Below are 14,842 nucleotides of genomic sequence, written 5' to 3' on the forward strand. Positions count from 1 at the left end.
CGAAGACCAAGGATGACACCTGCGTCCGGAAACGGGCGTGTGGAGGAGGGCGCGCGGCCCGGTCGGGAGCGCGCGGGCGGGTCAGGTCCCGGATGCGGGCGCGTACCGCCGGAGGAACGTCTCGACCCCGTCGACGACGAGGCGCTCGCCCAGTTCCTCGCCGATCTCGGTCCCGTACTGCTCGAACACCATCTGCGGGAAGACCAGCAGCGAGTACAGCTGGAGGACGGCGACCTCCAGGTCGGGGATGTCGAGGAGGCCCCGGTCCGCGAGGGTGCGCAGGGCGTTCGCGACGGCCGGGTGGTGGCCGGCCGGGCCGTGCGCGCGCCAGGCGCGGCCCAGCTCGGGGAAGCGGTGGACCTCGGTGGCGACGAGGGTGCGCAGGGCGCGCCCCTCGGTGTCGGCGCGTACGGCCAGGCCCCAGGCGCGGCCGGCGTCGGTGAGGGCGGCCTTGAGCGCTTCGGGCCCGTCGGCGTCGACGAGCCGTGCGAGATCGGGCCCGTCGGTCCGGCCCTCGGCGGGCGGCCCGCCGCCCTCGCCGCCTCGGCCGCCTTCACCGAGCGGTTCGTCGAGGGCGCCCGCGACGACGGCGGTGAAGAGGGCTTCCTTGCTGCCGAAGTGGTTGTAGACGGTCACCTTGGAGACGCCGGCCTCGGTGGCGATGGCGTCCATGCCGACGCCGAAGCCCTCGCGGAGGAAGAGGTCGCGGGCGGCCCGCACGATCGCCTGTCGCTTGCGGGCGGCGCGGGGGCCGGTGGGGGCGGGCTTGGCGACCGGTGAGGGTTCGGCGGCCGGTGCGGGTTCGGCGGCCGGCGCGGGCTGGGCGTCCATGGGCTCACCCTACTCTCCCAACTGTACTGTTGAGTTCAACTGTACTGTGCCGTACAGTTCAGTTATGCCCACCGACACCCCCGCACCCTCCGACACCCATGCCCCGGACCGGCCCGACGGCCGCCCGCAGCCGGACCCCCGCCGCTGGAAGGCCCTCGCACTGATCTGCGCGGCCCAGTTCATGCTGGTCCTCGACGTGACCGTGGTGAACGTCGCGCTGCCCGCGCTCGCCACCGACCTCGACCTCGGGCGCACCGCCCTGACCTGGGTCGTCACCGCGTACACCCTCTGCTTCGGCGGGCTGATGCTCCTCGGTGGACGGCTCTCCGACGCCCTCGGTGCCCGCCGGGTCCTCCTCGCCGGACTGGTCCTCTTCACCGCCGCGTCCCTGGCCTGCGGCCTCGCGCCGAACGCCGGCGTCCTGCTCGGCGGCCGGATCGCCCAGGGCATCGGCGCCGCACTGCTCTCCCCGGCGGCCCTCGCCCTGGTCACGACGATGTTCCACGGCACGGAGAGGCCCAGGGCGCTGGGCGCCTGGGCGGCCGTCGGCGGTACGGGATCGGCGGTGGGCGTCCTGCTCGGCGGCGCCCTCACCTCGGGCCCGGGCTGGCCGTGGATCTTCCACGTCAACGTCCCGGTGGGCCTCGCGGTCCTGGTGACCCTGCCGCGGTTCGTACCGGCGACGCCGAAGCCCACGCAGCGCCGCGGCGGACTGGACGTCCCGGGCGCCCTCCTCGTCACGGCGGCGACCGGCGCACTCGTCTACGGCCTGGTCACGGCGGGCGACTCCGGCTGGACGGCGCCGGAGACGCTGCTGCCCCTCCTGGGATCGCTCGTGCTCTACGGAGCCTTCGCGGCGACCGAACACGGGACCCGCACCCCGCTGATGGACCTGCGGATGTTCACCCGGCGACCGGTCGTCGCGGGCTCACTCCTCATGCTGGTCGCGACGGCGCTCCTGATCTCGTTCTTCTTCCTGGGCTCGATGCACCTCCAGCACGTCCACCGCCTCGACGCCCTCCGCACCGGCCTGCTCTTCCTCCCGGTGGCGCTCACCACGGCGATCGGTGCCCACCTGGGCTCCCGCCTGGTGAGCACGGCCGGTCCGCGCGTCTGCGCGACGGGCGGCCTGACGGTCGCGGCCCTCGGCTGTCTCCCACTGGTCCTCCTCGACCCCGCGTCCGGCCCCTGGAGCACGCTCCTCCCGTCCCTCGCGACGGCGTCGCTCGGCCTCGGCGCGGTCTTCGTCACGGCGACGACGACGGCCCTGGGCCTGATCGCCCCGGACGAGGCGGGCCTCGCCTCCGGCGTCGTGAACACCTTCCACGAGCTGGGCGGTTCCATCGGCGTCGCTCTCGTCTCCACCCTCGCCCTGACCGCCACGACCACCCTGACCGCCACGACCACCCCGGCCGGCCTGACCGCCGCGTACACGCTCTGCACCGTGACGGCGGCGGCCGCGGCGCTCGCGTCCCCGCTCCTCGTTCCGAAGGGCCGCCCCCACACGACGGGCGGCCCGCACGGAATGCACTGACCTGGGCCGGGTCCGGGGCCGGGAAAGGCCGGGTTCAGCGAGGGTCGGGCCAGGTTCGGAGCCGGCCGGGTCCAGAGTGGGGCCGGGTGCAGAGTGGGGCCAGGTTCAGAGTGGGCCGGGATCAGAGGGGGGCCAGGATCATCAGGACCTCGTCCCGGTCGTCCCCGGGCGCCAGCCGAAGCGCCCCGGGCCAGCGCCCGACCTCCCGCCACCCCAGCCGCCCGTAGAACGTCTCGAGACCGACGCCACCGCGCGCGGCCAGACGGAGCTGCTCCAGTCCCATCTCGTCGCGGGCGATCTCCCGTACGCCACGCACGAGGGCGGCCCCGATCCCGCGCCCGCGCAGACCCGTCCGGGTCTGGACGTGGTGGAGCGTCCCCCAGTGCGCGACGAGCCGGTGGTCGTCGCGGCGGACGTTCAGCCATCCGACGAGGTCGCCGTCGATCGACGCGACCAGAAGCCGGCTCGTCTCGGGGGCGAGTCCCGAGACGAGGAAGTCGATGGCGGGGCCGGCCAGGTCCGCGTCGATCGGCGGGAAGGGGAAGCCGGCCGCCCCACCCGCGTTGGTCACCTCGATCCAGCAGTCGAGGAGTTCGTTCCGCAGCTCGGGGGAGACGTCCTGCGGAGCCGTGAACTGTCGAAGAGTGAGGGATCCGTTAGGCACGCGGCCGATCCTCGCACCCGGCACGGACAGTACCGGGTGCGGGCGAGCGGGCTCGTGCGGTCAGTCCTGGCTCGGACCTGTCTCGTCGACCGGCCTGATGACCACCGCGTACTCCGGGGCGCCGGCCGGCTGCGGACAGCGGGCGACCTGGGCGGCGATCTCCGTCACGCGCTCCAGGGAGGCGCAGTCGAGGAGCCAGTAGCCCGCGACGACCTCCTTGGTCTCCGCGTACGGGCCGTCCGTGACGACCGGCCTGCCGTCGCCGTCCACCGTCACGAACCGGGCCGTGGACGGGGCCGCGAGGCCCTGGGCGTCAAGGATCTCGCCCTTCGCCGACAGCTCCTCGTTGATCGCGTTCATGTGCGCGAACATCGCCTTGAGGTCCGGCTTGGTCCACGCGGGGCTGCTGTCGGTGGGGCGACCCACCATGGCCTCGTAGTCGGCCTGACTGCCCTGCACCATCACCAGGTACTTCATGACGTCCTCCTCGTCCTCACGTCTTGTCCGGCGGGTTCCCCGCCTTCGGCGGGGGTGCTGCGGTACTTCTCCGCACCGCCTCTCGCAGGACAGTCGGAGCGGAGGGCCGGTTCTCGACACCGCGCGGACACAGGCCGGGAAAACCGGAGAAATCACCCGCCCGCACCATGATTCCGGTGTGAACGCCTTCAGCTACTCCGCCGCCTTCATCACCTTCTTCTCCGTCGTCGGCCCCCCGAAGGTCCTCCTCGCCTTCGCCGGCCTCGCCCAGGTCCACCCCGTGAGCCAGATGCGGACCATCGCCCTCATCTCCTCCGCCGCCGCCGTCCTCGTCGGCCTGGTCATGGGCATCACGGCCCCGTGGCTGCTGAACGTCTTCCACATCAGCACCCCGGCACTCCAGCTCGCGGGCGGCGTCATCTTCTTCATCTACGCGGTCGGGCTCGTCCTCGGTCTCCACCTCGGCTCCAACACCACCCACCAGGACGCCCCCGACCTGGTCAGCGGCGTGCGCGAGCTGCTCATGCCGTACGTGGTGAGCCCGCTCGCCATGACGGCCGTGCTCATCGAGGCGGCCGCCCGCGACTCGTTCACCTGGCGCTCGACCGTCGTCGGCGCGTACGTGTCCGTCATCGCGCTCGACCTGATCTGCGTCCTGCTGCTCGCCCGCGTCCTGCGCCGCACCCACCACGCCACGATCGAGCTCCTCGGCCGCCTGCTCGGCCTGCTGCTCGCGGCCGTCGGCGTGGACCTGGTCCTGGACGGCCTCGCGGACCTGGGCGTCCCGGGCCTCTACGTGCGCCACTGAGTCCGGGGCCCGTCCGGGCCCGTACCCGAGTCACCGGGTCCCGGGCGCGAGGGGGGAGGGAGAAGCGGGTCGAGCGCGAGCTCAGGCGCTCAACTCCCGCTCCAGCGGCGTACGGAACCGGGGCGTCACCCGGACGTCCCCGATCCACCCCGCGAGCCGCTCCGCCTCCGCGCCGATCGCGCTTCCGGCCGCCGCGCCCACGTCGGTCAGCAGCCGGTGGACGATCTCGCCGTCCGGACGCTGGGCCCACCCGCCGACGATCCGGCCGTCCCACCACACCGTCGGCCCGATGTTCCCGCTGCGGTCGAACAGCGCCGACCGGTGCTCCGGATCCAGGTACCAGTCACGGGCCTGCCAGCCCATCGCCGTCGGATCGAGCGCGGGCAGCAGCGCCGACCACGGCCCGGACTCCGCCGCCTGTCCCGCCACCGTCACCGGGTCGACGTCGTCCGGCAGGACGAAACCGGTCCCCTCGTCGAGCGCCACCGGCAGCGCCCCGACGGCGGCGAGCGCCCCGCGCACATCCGTCACCTTCCACCCCGTCCACCACTTCAGATCCGCCTCGGTGGCGGGCCCGCAGGCCCGGAGCCACCGCTCGATCAGCTCGGCGCGCCCCGCGGCCGGATCGAGCGCGGAAGGTGCCCCGGAACGGGTCCCGACGGGAAGCGCCCAGCGGAACCGGCTGGACGTCCACGTGCCCTGGGGCCGGCCCCGTACGATCCGCCCCTCCATGCCGAGCACCCGCAACACCCGGCTCGCGACGGACTGGACGCCCTCCTGTCGCGTCCCCTTCCCGTACAGATACGTCGACCTCAACGCCGGTACGGCTCCGCCGAGTTCGGCGCCGGTCGCCTCGCCACGCGCGGCCAGCTCGGCGAGGACGAGTCGCTCGGTCTCCGCCAGCCACGCCGCGTCGAAATCGCTGCCGGCCGCCAAGTGCTGGATCAGCGCGGTGCGTTCGCGGACGGCGGCCGCGTCGGACGTCGAGGACCGGACCGCGGGGGCGAGCACGGCGGGAACCACGAAGACCGTGTGCCGCATGCCGTGCATCCGGACCAGCGACCGGTCCTCGTACAGCGCCCGCTCGACGTCCGCCACGGGCCCGGCCATCCCGGCCAGCCGCGCCCCCACGGCGAGGAACACACTCGCCGGGTCGGTCCCGTGCAGGGCGACGAGCGACCCCGCGACGTCCTCCACCGAACCGGCCCGCGCACTCCCGGCCAGCCGATGCCGCACCCCGAGCCGCGCCCTGCGCTCGGCGGCGTCGATCGGCCTCTTCCCCGTCTCACCCATGCGGCCAAGCATGGCCGCAGACACGGACCGGGACGAGGAGATCGGTGACGGTCACCACGAACGCGTCCTCCTGACAGAGGCGATCACCCGCCCCGACGGGATCACCCGCCCCGACGGGATCGGGTGGGCCCTCCCCCTACCTCCTACCCGGCCGCCCGCTCCTCCAGCGGTCGTCGCCGCAGCTCGGGCCGGGTGAGGGCGGGAGGCTGCCAGACACCGTCCGCGCGGTAGAGGTTCGTGCCCGGCGGCACGATCGCGTCGATCCGGTCCAGGACCTCGTCCGTGAGGACGACGGGCGCGCCCTTCAGCAGCCCCTCCAGCTGGTCCATCGTCCGCGGCCCGATGATGACGGAGGTCACGGCCGGGTGCGAGACGGCGAAGGCCAGGGCGAGCTCGGGCAGGGAGCAGCCGATCTCCTCGGCGAGGGCGACGAACTCCTCGACGGCGTCGAGCTTCGCGGCGTTGACCGGGAGCGCCGGGTCGAAGCGGTGCGGGGTGAGCGCGGCGCGTCCGCGCGTCAGGTCGACCGGCTGCCCCTTGCGGTACGTGCCGGTGAGGAAGCCGGAGGCGAGCGGAGCCCAGGTCAGGACGCCCATCCCGTACCGCTGGGCGACGGGCAGGACGGAGGTCTCGATGCCCCGGGCGAGCAGCGAGTACGGCGGTTGCTCGGAGCGGAAGCGGCGCAGTCCGCGCCGTTCGGCGACGGCGTGGGCCTCGACGATCTCCTCGGCGGGGAAGGTGGAGCAGCCGAACGCCCGGATCTTGCCCTGGCCGACGAGGTCGCCGAGGACGTCGAGGGTCTCCTCGATGTCCGTGCGGTGGTCGGGCCGGTGGACCTGGTAGAGGTCGATCCAGTCGGTGTTGAGCCGCTTGAGGCTGTTCTCGACGGCCCGGGTGATCCAACGGCGCGAGAGGCCGCCCCGGTTGGGGCCCTCGCCGCCGACGGGGAAGTACACCTTGGTGGCGAGGACGGTCGCGTCCCGCCGGTTGGAGTCGCGCAGTGCCTTGCCGACGATCTCCTCGGACTCGCCGGAGGAGTACATGTCGGCGGTGTCCACGAAGTTGATGCCGCGGTCGAGGGCGGCATGGATGACACGTACGGAATCCGCGTGGTCAGGATTTCCGACGGCCCCGAACATCATCGTGCCGAGGCAGTACGTACTTACTTCGAACCCGGTCCCGCCGAGTACCCGATAGCGCATGCGCGCACTCTAGGAATTCGAGTGCACTCGAAGGCAAGGGCCCGCGTGCGGCGTCCGGGGCCGTCGCCCATGACGTCGCCAGGCCGTAGTCCGGGCCGCTGTTCCGACGGCCGTTCCGACGGCCGTTCCGACGGCCGTTCCGACGGCCGTTCCGACGGCCGTTCCGACGGCCGTTCCGACGGCCGTTCCGACCGTCACCTAGGCCGCGAGGAAGTCGACGATCAGCCGGTGGAGGACCCCGGGCCGCTCCAGGTGCACGTCGTGGCCGGTGCCGGGCAGGCTGGTGCCGTGCAGCGCGGGCCGGCGGCGGACCATCTCCGCGTACTCCTCGCCGCCGATGATCCCGCCGTGTTCGCCCTGACCGAGGACCACGAGGGTGGGGCAGGTGACGGCGGCCCACTCGTCCCAGAAGGCGCGGGTGGCGTGCTCGTCGAGGGACCGGACCATGACCTCGGGGTCGAAGCGGGGCCACAGTCCGTCGGCCCGCTCCTCGAGCCCGCTCGCCCAGCCCTCGCCGACGGCGGCCGTGCCGCCGCCGAGGTACGCGACGGCGGCGGCCCGTGAGGGGAACGGCACCGGCCAGGCCCGCAGCCAGCCGCCGATCTGCTCCTGGACGCCGGGATTCGCCCCGTCGGGCCCGGCCTCGACGAGCACGAGGGCGCGCGGCAGGCCGGGGTGGGCGGCGGCGGTCAGGAGAGCGGTGCTTCCGCCCAGCGACTGTCCGATCAACACGGGTCGGTCGAGATCGAGCTGCTCGATGACGGCGACGGCATCGGCGACGTACGCGGCCCGCGAGACGTCCCCGTCCGAAGGATTCCGGTCGCTGCCGCCGTGGCCGCGCTGGTCGAGGGCGACGACGCGATGGCCGGAGTCCCGGAGGAGCCGGGCCAGGTCGTCCCACTCGCCGGCGTGCCCGGCGAGCCCGTGAAGAAGAAGGACGTCGCCCCCGGAGCCGCCGCGCCGGTCACCCGCAGAGCCGTCCCGGCCGCCCCCGGAGCCGTCCCGGTCACTCCGGTCGCCCCAGTCCCGACAGGAGAGCCGCACGCCGTCACGGATCACGAACCGCTCTGACCAGGAGGGACTGGAGGAAGACGTCATCCCTCCATGATCCCCTACGGGTTGAGGAGCTGGTCGGCGACGGCGGTACGGGCGTAGAGGACGGAGCGCCCGCTGCGGTGGGCGGTGACCAGGCCGGCGTTCCGCAGGGCGATCAGGTGCTGGGAGACGCCGGCGGCGGACAGGCCGCAGTGGGCGGCGAGTCGGGTCGTCGACGCGGGTGTGTCGAGCTCGGTGAGGAGCAGGGTGCGGGAGCGCCCGAGGACGGCGGCGACGGCATCGGTGGCATCGGTGGTACGAGGCTCCCAGACGGCTCCGAAGCCCCTTGCCGGGTAGGCGAGTTGAGGCGGGTCGGGAGGGACGGACCGGGTGAGGACCCGGGGCCAGGCGAATACGGAGGGGATGAGCAGCAGCCCGGACCCGGTCTGGTCGCGGCTGAGCGCGCAGTGCCGCCGTACGAGCCGCAGGGTGCCGTCGTCCCACCGTACGGTCTCGTGGAGTTCGCTCAGCACCCGCGCCGAACCGTGCTCGGCGACCTGGCGGGCCCGATGGAAGACATCGGCCTCCAGGACCTGCTGGATCCGGGCCCAGTAGGGGGCGAGGGCGAGCTCCCAGTAGGCCTCGACCTCGTCGACGACCTTACGGAGAACGGCGGAAGGGTCGTCATGGAGCAGCCTGAGCCGGTCGGGGTGCTCGCCTCCCGCCAAGGTGCGGATATCGTCCCGAACCTGCTCGACGGAGGTGTGGAGAACGGCGTCGAGCTCGGTGTCGAGGGTGGGGAAGGGCCCGGCGGGGGTGGGGTTGAGGAAGTCGGCGAGGTAGCCGTGGCCGGGGACCAGCGCGGCGAGCCACCCGCGATCGAGCCCGGCCCGCACGACCCGGGGCCGGACCTGGGCGACCCAACGGCGATGGGGACCGGAGTCGGGCCGGCCGCCGAGGACGCGGTAGCTGGTGACGACCTCCCACATGGGGGAGACGGCGAAGCGGGTCTGGGCGAGGTCGGCGGCGGAGAAACTGAGCCCGGATTCCAAGGGATCCACGTCCTAGCGTCCACGAGCGGCAGGGAAGAGCTGATCGGATTCGGCCAGAGCTTAATCAATGGAGGCGGAGGCGCGGCCCGGGCAGCCTCGGCGCATGCCCACTCTCACTGCCTCGTCCCTCATCCCGTCCTCCTTCCGAGGACTGCCGTCCGTCGTATGGACGATCTTCGCGGGAACGATCGTCAACAGGCTCGGCTATCTCGTGACGCCCTTCCTGGTCTTCTTCCTGGCCGCGCGCGGAGTGACGGGCACGGAGACCTCGTACGTCCTGGGAGCCCTGGGCGCGGGCAACCTCCTGGGCCCGGCCGTGGGCGGCGTCCTGGCCGACCGGATCGGGCGGCGCCCGACGATGCTGATCGGCCTGATCGGGACGTCGGCGGCGCAGGGCGCGCTGTTCCTGGCCCCCGGTGTGTGGACGATGGCGGCGGCGGCGCTGCTGATCAGCGCGGCGGGCAGCACGGTCTCGCCGGCGGCGTACGCGCTCCTCGCGGACGCCGTGGACAGCGAACGGCGCCGACGCGCGTACGCCCTGTTCGGCTGGGGAGTGAACATCGGCACGGCGGTGGCGGGAGTCCTCGGCGGCTACCTGGCGGCCCGGGGCTACTGGCTGCTGTTCGTGGTGGACGCGGGTTCGATGCTGGCGTACGCGCTGGTGGTGGCGGTCCGCCTGAAGGACCCGAAGGCCCGGAGGGCGACGGCCGAGGAGGAGACGCAGCAAGAGAAGGACGGCATCGGCTACGGAGTGGTCTTCCGGGACCGCCTCGCCCTGCTCCTGCTCCCCCTCCTCGGAGTGCAGCTCTTCGTGTACTCGCTGACCGAGGTGGCCCTGCCGCTGGCGGTCCACGACAGTGGCCTGTCGCCGGCGGTGTACGGGGCGATGGCGGCGGTCAACGCGGTCCTGGTGGTGGCACTGCAGCCGTTCGTGACGGCGAGGCTGTCGAGGTTCCCGCAGCTGGCGGTGCAGGGCGCGGGCAGCACGCTGATCGCCGGAGGAGTGGCGCTGACCGGACTGGCGGACGGGGTCGCGGGCTACACGGTGTCGGTCGTCGTCTGGTCCCTGGGCGAGGTGGTGGTGGCGGGCATCGCCGCGGGCGTGGTCGCCAACCTGGCCCCGGCACACGCACGGGGCCGCTACCAGGGCGCGTTCAGCTGGACGTGGGGGCTGGCGCGGTTCGCGGCACTCACGCTGGGAGTGGCGATGTACACGACGCTGGGCCCGTCGGTGCTGTGGTGGACGGCCCTGGTGGCGGGCACTGCCGCGGCGGTGGCGACGGCGGCGCTGACGACGAGGGTGAACGCCCGCGCGGCCCACGACCTGGCTGCGTGAGACCGGGGGCTACTTCCCCTCGGCAAGGGTGTGGGCCACGAGCGCGTTGGCGTGCCCGTGGCCCAGCCCGTGTTCGGCCTTCAGCCAGGAGACGAGCTCCATGTGCTTGGTGAGCGGCGAGGAACGGATGAGGTCCTGCCACTCGGAGATCGGCCGGCCGTGCTTCTTCTCGATGGAGGGGAAGTAACTGGCGGGACCTTTGACGACGTTCTCGGCCACGGGAGACTCCAAGGTGTTGGGGCGGACGACTGCGGACAGCAGGAGGACTCCCACCCCACCGAGAACTCATCGGTCTCCGCTCGATCAATCTCGCCGGATGTGCTCGGGGTCGATGTGCCGCCGCACCATGGGGACGGAGGCGAGCGCGGCGACGAGCAGCACGCCGAGCGCACAGGCGAACAGCAGGGGCAGCCCCTCCCAGTCCCAGTGCACGGCGCCACCACCGGTGATCAGGTAACTGGACTCGGCCAGCCACCCGGCAACGATGGCACCCCCCAGCCCCACCGCGAGCGGCAACAACACCTGCAGAACCTGCACCCCCCGCAACGTCCCTGCCCGAGCCCCCAAAAGCGCCAGCGCAGTCACCTGCGCCCGCCGCTCCATGGCCCGATCGGCCACGGACACGACGAACGCGGCCACCCCGATGACAAGCCCGAGCACCATCCCGACGGCCAGCAGACTGCGAATGACGGCGAGCTGGGCGAGCGAGTCGATGACGATCCCGACGGGCTCGACGGGGGCGGTGGGCGCGATGGCCCCGATGCCGTCGAGAACGGAGCGGATGGTGGCGGGGTCGGAGTCACTGACGAGGGTGAGGGTGCCGGAGGAGTCGGCGAGGGGGGAGGGAAGAAGGGAAGGGGGGACGATCAGAGTGCCTGAGTCGAAGACAGAAAGGTCCCAGGGACGCACGTCAATCTGCTCGTGAGGCACGGTGAACACGTCTCTCTGACCGCTCTTCATCACGAAGGGATAGCGCTCTCCGGCCTTCGGGTCGTATCTGAGTGGAGCGCGTTGGTCCCGTAGCGACATGACCTTGTCGTCCACGCATCCCGTGGCTCGCTGTGTGGACACGGCGAGCTGAGCGCAGGTGGAGACTACGAGGTCGGCATGGGGTACGTCGGTGCCGTCCAACGGATCCCAGGAGCTGTATGAGATCACCTGTGTTCGCACACCTGGCACACCGGCCAGGGCCTTTCGTTGCTCCGGCTTGAGTTGGTCCAGACGGATGTTGTACTCCTGAAGAGGTGCAGTCAGTCGACTGACCTGGTCCAGCTCAATGAGCACGCCCTGGGTCAGAGAGGCACCGAATACCAGCAACACCAGCCCGGTGACGACTCTCAGCGAGGACCCGGGGTCGACCTCGGTCCGTCGCATCGCCAAGGCCATCGGCAGCGATTTCGCTGCCTTGGCCAGTTGCCGCGCCATCCACGCTGTGATGGGTGCCAGCCCGAAAACGAGCCCGGCACCGGTCAACAGGACGGCACCTGGCACCAACAGCGAGCTGGCCGATCCCCCGGATGGGTCCCGTCCCGTGACACTGAGCAAGCAGTAGCCACCGATGATGCCCAGTCCTGGCACCAGGAGCAGCGTCCCGAACTTCCTCGGAGGCTTGTGGTCCCCAGTTCGTCGCACAGTGATGGGGGACATGGCAGCCCGCCGTGCGCTGAACTGCCCTACGAACCATGCGAGCGCCGGGCATCCCAGAACACACATGGCAAGGGTCGTCCCGGACGGCCGGCCATCCGCGGGGTACCAGTGCAAGCCAGGTAGTCCGACCCGAGCCGTGATCTCGTTGACCCCGAGATACCCCACGACCCCGATCACAGCCCCGACCGATGCGGCGGCGGCACTCTCCCCGGCATTGACCCTCAGGGTGTCCTTCAAACTGAGCCCGACGAGCCGGAGGGCGGCGAGCCGTCGAGCACGCGATTCTCCGGAGAGTCGGGCGCAGACGGAGAGGAAGATGACGAGCGGGAGCAGAACGATGCACCCGAGGGTGAAGCGCAGGATGTTGAGGGTCGACGGTTCTACGATCTGCCGCCAGGACCGCCCGATTCCGAAGCCACCCAACTCTTCCGATTCGGTCAACTCGGCTGGAGTGGTTCCAACATAGGCGTACAGGTCGTTGCTATCGCCCAATCCCTCTGGCGTGATGACGCCCGTCACTTGGCCCGGGACAAGGCCCGCCGTGCGTGGATAGGCGGCCAGGATCTCGCCTAGCTTCGGCGAAACGATCGCCTCACCGGCATTGGGAAGTTTGTCGATTCCCGGAGGCAAAGGAGTTGGCCCAGGACCCGTTCGTGCGACAAAGACCCTATGGAGGGGCTGTGAGCCATATGGCCCGCGAAGTTCCTGGTAGAGGACGTTACTCGCGCCTGGCCGTGGTTCACGGGCAGCCGTGCGGGCGTCATGAGCGGCGAGGATCGATGGAATGGTGAGGACTGCGGCAAGGCACGCCACTCCGAGCGCCGAGCCCAGCGCCATCAGGAGGAAGCGAACCCGCCCCCGGCGCCCGCTTCCCCACAACAGGCGCAATCCGAGGGCGAACGGGTTCACACCGCCACCCGCTGGGCCAAAACACCATCCGACATCGTGTACTGCGTATCGGCTCTTGTGGCCACGTCGGCGTCGTGCGTCACGATGATCACGGCGGTTTTCTGCCTCCGTGCCAGTTGAAGGAACTCATCCAACACGGCAGTCGCGTTAGCGCTGTCGAGTGCCCCGGTTGGCTCGTCCGCGAACACCACGTCTGGCCGATGGACAAGAGCGCGTGCGACCGCAACGCGTTGGCTCTGGCCCCCGGACAGCTTTGAGGTCCTGCGCCGCAGCAGATCCCCCATACCGAGTCGCCCCAGCACCTGCGCAGCGACGGCGTGGGCATGGGCCTTGCTGATGCCGGCGAGCCGAAGCGGGAGGGCTGCGTTTTCCTCGACGGTCAGTTCGGGCAGCAGCTCCCCGTATTGAAAGACGAACCCGAGTCGGGTGCGACGCAGGGCGCTCAGCTCGCCGTCAGGAAGGCTCGAGAGCGGGATTCCATCGAAGGTCACGGTGCCGTTGGTCGGTGGCAGAACCCCCGCGAGGCAATACAGCAGCGATGACTTCCCCGACCCGCTGCTGCCCATGATGGTGGCTACCTCGCCGCGCTTGAGCATGAAATCTGCGCTACTGACGGCCTGCTCTGTGCCGTAGAAGAGATCCACGCCATCGGCGCGGAGGATGGTTTCCAACGTGGTGCGCTCCAGGAGGATGGGGGGCCGCGTGGTCCGCGGCCCCAGAACCTTGACTAGTTACGTGAGAACAGCCGCTCTCGAGAGCAGTAGTCAGGCCGCAAGGAGCCCCGGTCGAGGCAAACTTGCATGCGCACTTCCTTGGTTTTCAGGACGGCGCCGTCGGTGAAGACCTTGTCGACTTTCATGTCAGCCCTCTGGATGCCCTTCAGGTCGCCCCAGGGGTATTCCTCAACCTTGACGCGGAGGTAGACGTTGTGGCCATCGTTGTCCTTCTCGTCCCGCAGCTCGCCCTTTACGTGAAGGCCGCTCGGCACCTTGGTCGTGGGCTGCCAGGCATACGTGCCGACGAACGCAACGCCTGGCGTCCGCATGACCAATTTGTGGGTTGAACTCGCCACCGCCACCCCCATCCCCCCGAAGAACAGCCCCGCGGCCACCACCGCCGTAGCGAACTTCCTCATCGATAACCCCTGTTTGGTCGAGCCGACTGGTCATCACAGAAAGTATCGGCATCACTACACACCGGTGACCGCAGTAACGTCCCTCCCTCCCATCACCCCCCGATCCAGTGAATGAGGCCGTCTCGCTGGACCCGGACGCGCTCCGGCGCGCCCCCCACCCCGTAGGAGTGATCACCGGTGCGCCTACGTGAAGGCGTGCGGCGGCAGCCCCAAAGATGCGCGCATGCGCCTTTCCTCCTCCCCTCCCTCCGTCCTTCGTCGCGCCCTTCTCCCCTTCGTCGCCGCCGTCGCTCTCCTCGGGACCGCGGGTTCCGCCGGTGCCGGTGCCGTCGAGGCGTGTGGGTCGGTCATCACCGCCCCGCTCGCCCGGCCCGTCTCCGCCGGCGATCCCTGTCCCAGCAGCGACCCCGTCGTGTGCCGGATCCGCGTGATGCCGATGGACCAGAAGGTCGAGGCCCAGCGGACCCGGATGCAGTACCACGGGCTCCTCGAGGACATGCGCCGCACGGAGGCCGCCATGCGGGAGGCGGGCGCCACGGACGAGGAGATCGCCCGTGAGCTGGTCGACATGCGGAACCAGGCCAAGGAGATCACCCGCGCCGGCATGACCCCGGAAGAGGTCCGGATCCTCGAGCAGCGGAACATCGCCAAGTACGGCAACCCGCTCGGCCCCACCGCCGACCAGCTGTACGTCAAGTACGGCTCCTGGCAGCAGGTGATCGACGCGTCGATGCGTACCAGCTACGCCGTCGACCGCGAACTCAGCCTCGAGTACCGCCCCTGCCCCGTGTAGGCGCCCATGCATGCCGGTGGGGGGGGGGGGGGGGGGGGGGGGGGGGGGGGGGGGGGGGGGGGGGGGGGGGGGGGGGGGGGGAGGGGGGGGTTTTCGTTTCTCTTTTTGGTCTCCCCCCCACGGAAG

At 71.2% G+C, this 14,842-nt stretch carries 15 protein-coding genes; 4 read left to right on the forward strand and 11 right to left on the reverse strand.

Annotation, left to right across the window (positions count from 1 at the left end; all coding sequences use genetic code 11):
* Positions 1-81 precede the first annotated feature (81 nt).
* On the reverse strand, positions 82-831 hold the full coding sequence (locus ACZ4XX_RS17580; protein WP_468508783.1) for a TetR/AcrR family transcriptional regulator: 750 nt from the start codon (positions 829-831) through the stop codon (positions 82-84).
* 64 nt (positions 832-895) lie between these two features.
* On the opposite strand from ACZ4XX_RS17580, the gene ACZ4XX_RS17585 reads away from it, so the two are divergent.
* Positions 896-2,365, forward strand: a complete 1,470-nt coding sequence (locus tag ACZ4XX_RS17585) for an MFS transporter (protein ID WP_468508784.1) — start codon at positions 896-898, stop codon at positions 2,363-2,365.
* A 121-nt stretch (positions 2,366-2,486) separates the two neighbouring features.
* Here ACZ4XX_RS17585 and ACZ4XX_RS17590 read toward each other — a convergent pair whose 3' ends face one another.
* A complete protein-coding gene (locus tag ACZ4XX_RS17590; RefSeq protein WP_468508785.1) occupies positions 2,487-3,029 on the reverse strand; it encodes a GNAT family N-acetyltransferase in 543 nt (180 codons plus the stop codon).
* A 60-nt stretch (positions 3,030-3,089) separates the two neighbouring features.
* The gene (locus tag ACZ4XX_RS17595) at positions 3,090-3,506 is read right to left on the reverse strand and encodes a YciI family protein (protein WP_468508786.1); all 417 of its coding nucleotides are present in this window, start codon (positions 3,504-3,506) and stop codon (positions 3,090-3,092) included.
* 178 nt (positions 3,507-3,684) lie between these two features.
* Between ACZ4XX_RS17595 and ACZ4XX_RS17600 the strand changes: the two genes are divergently transcribed.
* Positions 3,685-4,314 carry a MarC family protein gene (locus ACZ4XX_RS17600; RefSeq protein ID WP_468508787.1) on the forward strand — a complete coding sequence of 210 codons (630 nt, stop codon included), beginning with the start codon at positions 3,685-3,687 and terminating at the stop codon, positions 4,312-4,314.
* A gap of 81 nt (positions 4,315-4,395) precedes the next feature.
* Here the strand turns inward: ACZ4XX_RS17600 and ACZ4XX_RS17605 are convergent, their stop codons facing one another.
* The 4 genes from ACZ4XX_RS17605 to ACZ4XX_RS17620 form a co-directional block, all read right to left on the reverse strand.
* Positions 4,396-5,607, reverse strand: coding sequence for a winged helix DNA-binding domain-containing protein (locus ACZ4XX_RS17605; protein WP_468508788.1), 1,212 nt, complete (start codon positions 5,605-5,607; stop codon positions 4,396-4,398).
* Between the two features lie 143 nt (positions 5,608-5,750).
* Positions 5,751-6,809, reverse strand: coding sequence for an aldo/keto reductase (locus tag ACZ4XX_RS17610; protein WP_468508789.1), 1,059 nt, complete (start codon positions 6,807-6,809; stop codon positions 5,751-5,753).
* A gap of 198 nt (positions 6,810-7,007) precedes the next feature.
* Positions 7,008-7,907, reverse strand: a complete 900-nt coding sequence (locus tag ACZ4XX_RS17615; protein ID WP_468508790.1) for an alpha/beta fold hydrolase — start codon at positions 7,905-7,907, stop codon at positions 7,008-7,010.
* 14 nt (positions 7,908-7,921) lie between these two features.
* Positions 7,922-8,905, reverse strand: a complete 984-nt coding sequence (locus tag ACZ4XX_RS17620) for an ArsR/SmtB family transcription factor (RefSeq protein ID WP_468508791.1) — start codon at positions 8,903-8,905, stop codon at positions 7,922-7,924.
* Between the two features lie 94 nt (positions 8,906-8,999).
* Between ACZ4XX_RS17620 and ACZ4XX_RS17625 the strand changes: the two genes are divergently transcribed.
* Positions 9,000-10,232 (forward strand): MFS transporter, encoded by a 1,233-nt coding sequence (locus ACZ4XX_RS17625; protein WP_468508792.1) that lies wholly within the window; start codon positions 9,000-9,002, stop codon positions 10,230-10,232.
* Positions 10,233-10,241: 9 nt separating this feature from the next.
* Here ACZ4XX_RS17625 and ACZ4XX_RS17630 read toward each other — a convergent pair whose 3' ends face one another.
* From ACZ4XX_RS17630 to ACZ4XX_RS17645, 4 genes are all read right to left on the reverse strand, one after another.
* Complete coding sequence (locus ACZ4XX_RS17630; protein WP_383045282.1) at positions 10,242-10,451, reverse strand: DUF4287 domain-containing protein; 210 nt, start codon at positions 10,449-10,451, stop codon at positions 10,242-10,244.
* Between the two features lie 84 nt (positions 10,452-10,535).
* A complete protein-coding gene (locus tag ACZ4XX_RS17635; RefSeq protein ID WP_468508793.1) occupies positions 10,536-12,788 on the reverse strand; it encodes an FtsX-like permease family protein in 2,253 nt (750 codons plus the stop codon).
* Positions 12,785-13,459: an ABC transporter ATP-binding protein gene (locus ACZ4XX_RS17640; protein WP_468508794.1), complete on the reverse strand. Its 675-nt coding sequence runs from the start codon at positions 13,457-13,459 to the stop codon at positions 12,785-12,787. Before ACZ4XX_RS17640 ends, ACZ4XX_RS17635 begins: the two co-directional genes overlap by 4 nt.
* A 56-nt stretch (positions 13,460-13,515) precedes the next feature.
* Positions 13,516-13,923 (reverse strand): hypothetical protein, encoded by a 408-nt coding sequence (locus tag ACZ4XX_RS17645; RefSeq protein WP_468508795.1) that lies wholly within the window; start codon positions 13,921-13,923, stop codon positions 13,516-13,518.
* Between the two features lie 223 nt (positions 13,924-14,146).
* Between ACZ4XX_RS17645 and ACZ4XX_RS17650 the strand changes: the two genes are divergently transcribed.
* Positions 14,147-14,716 carry a hypothetical protein gene (locus ACZ4XX_RS17650; RefSeq protein ID WP_468508796.1) on the forward strand — a complete coding sequence of 190 codons (570 nt, stop codon included), beginning with the start codon at positions 14,147-14,149 and terminating at the stop codon, positions 14,714-14,716.
* Positions 14,717-14,842 lie beyond the last annotated feature (126 nt).

The sequence above is a fragment of the Streptomyces sp. NPDC029956 genome (assembly GCF_055574655.1).

Excerpts from the sequence above, each read along its gene's own strand:
- ACZ4XX_RS17615 (WP_468508790.1), bottom strand. The coding sequence starts at position 7,907 with ATGACGTCTTCCTCCAGTCCCTCCTGGTCAGAGCGGTTCGTGATCCGT.
- ACZ4XX_RS17625 (WP_468508792.1), top strand. The coding sequence starts at position 9,000 with ATGCCCACTCTCACTGCCTCGTCCCTCATCCCGTCCTCCTTCCGAGGA.
- ACZ4XX_RS17645 (WP_468508795.1), bottom strand. The coding sequence starts at position 13,923 with ATGAGGAAGTTCGCTACGGCGGTGGTGGCCGCGGGGCTGTTCTTCGGG.
- ACZ4XX_RS17610 (WP_468508789.1), bottom strand. The coding sequence starts at position 6,809 with ATGCGCTATCGGGTACTCGGCGGGACCGGGTTCGAAGTAAGTACGTAC.
- ACZ4XX_RS17585 (WP_468508784.1), top strand. The coding sequence starts at position 896 with ATGCCCACCGACACCCCCGCACCCTCCGACACCCATGCCCCGGACCGG.
- ACZ4XX_RS17650 (WP_468508796.1), top strand. The coding sequence starts at position 14,147 with ATGCGCCTTTCCTCCTCCCCTCCCTCCGTCCTTCGTCGCGCCCTTCTC.
- ACZ4XX_RS17580 (WP_468508783.1), bottom strand. The coding sequence starts at position 831 with ATGGACGCCCAGCCCGCGCCGGCCGCCGAACCCGCACCGGCCGCCGAA.
- ACZ4XX_RS17595 (WP_468508786.1), bottom strand. The coding sequence starts at position 3,506 with ATGAAGTACCTGGTGATGGTGCAGGGCAGTCAGGCCGACTACGAGGCC.
- ACZ4XX_RS17605 (WP_468508788.1), bottom strand. The coding sequence starts at position 5,607 with ATGGGTGAGACGGGGAAGAGGCCGATCGACGCCGCCGAGCGCAGGGCG.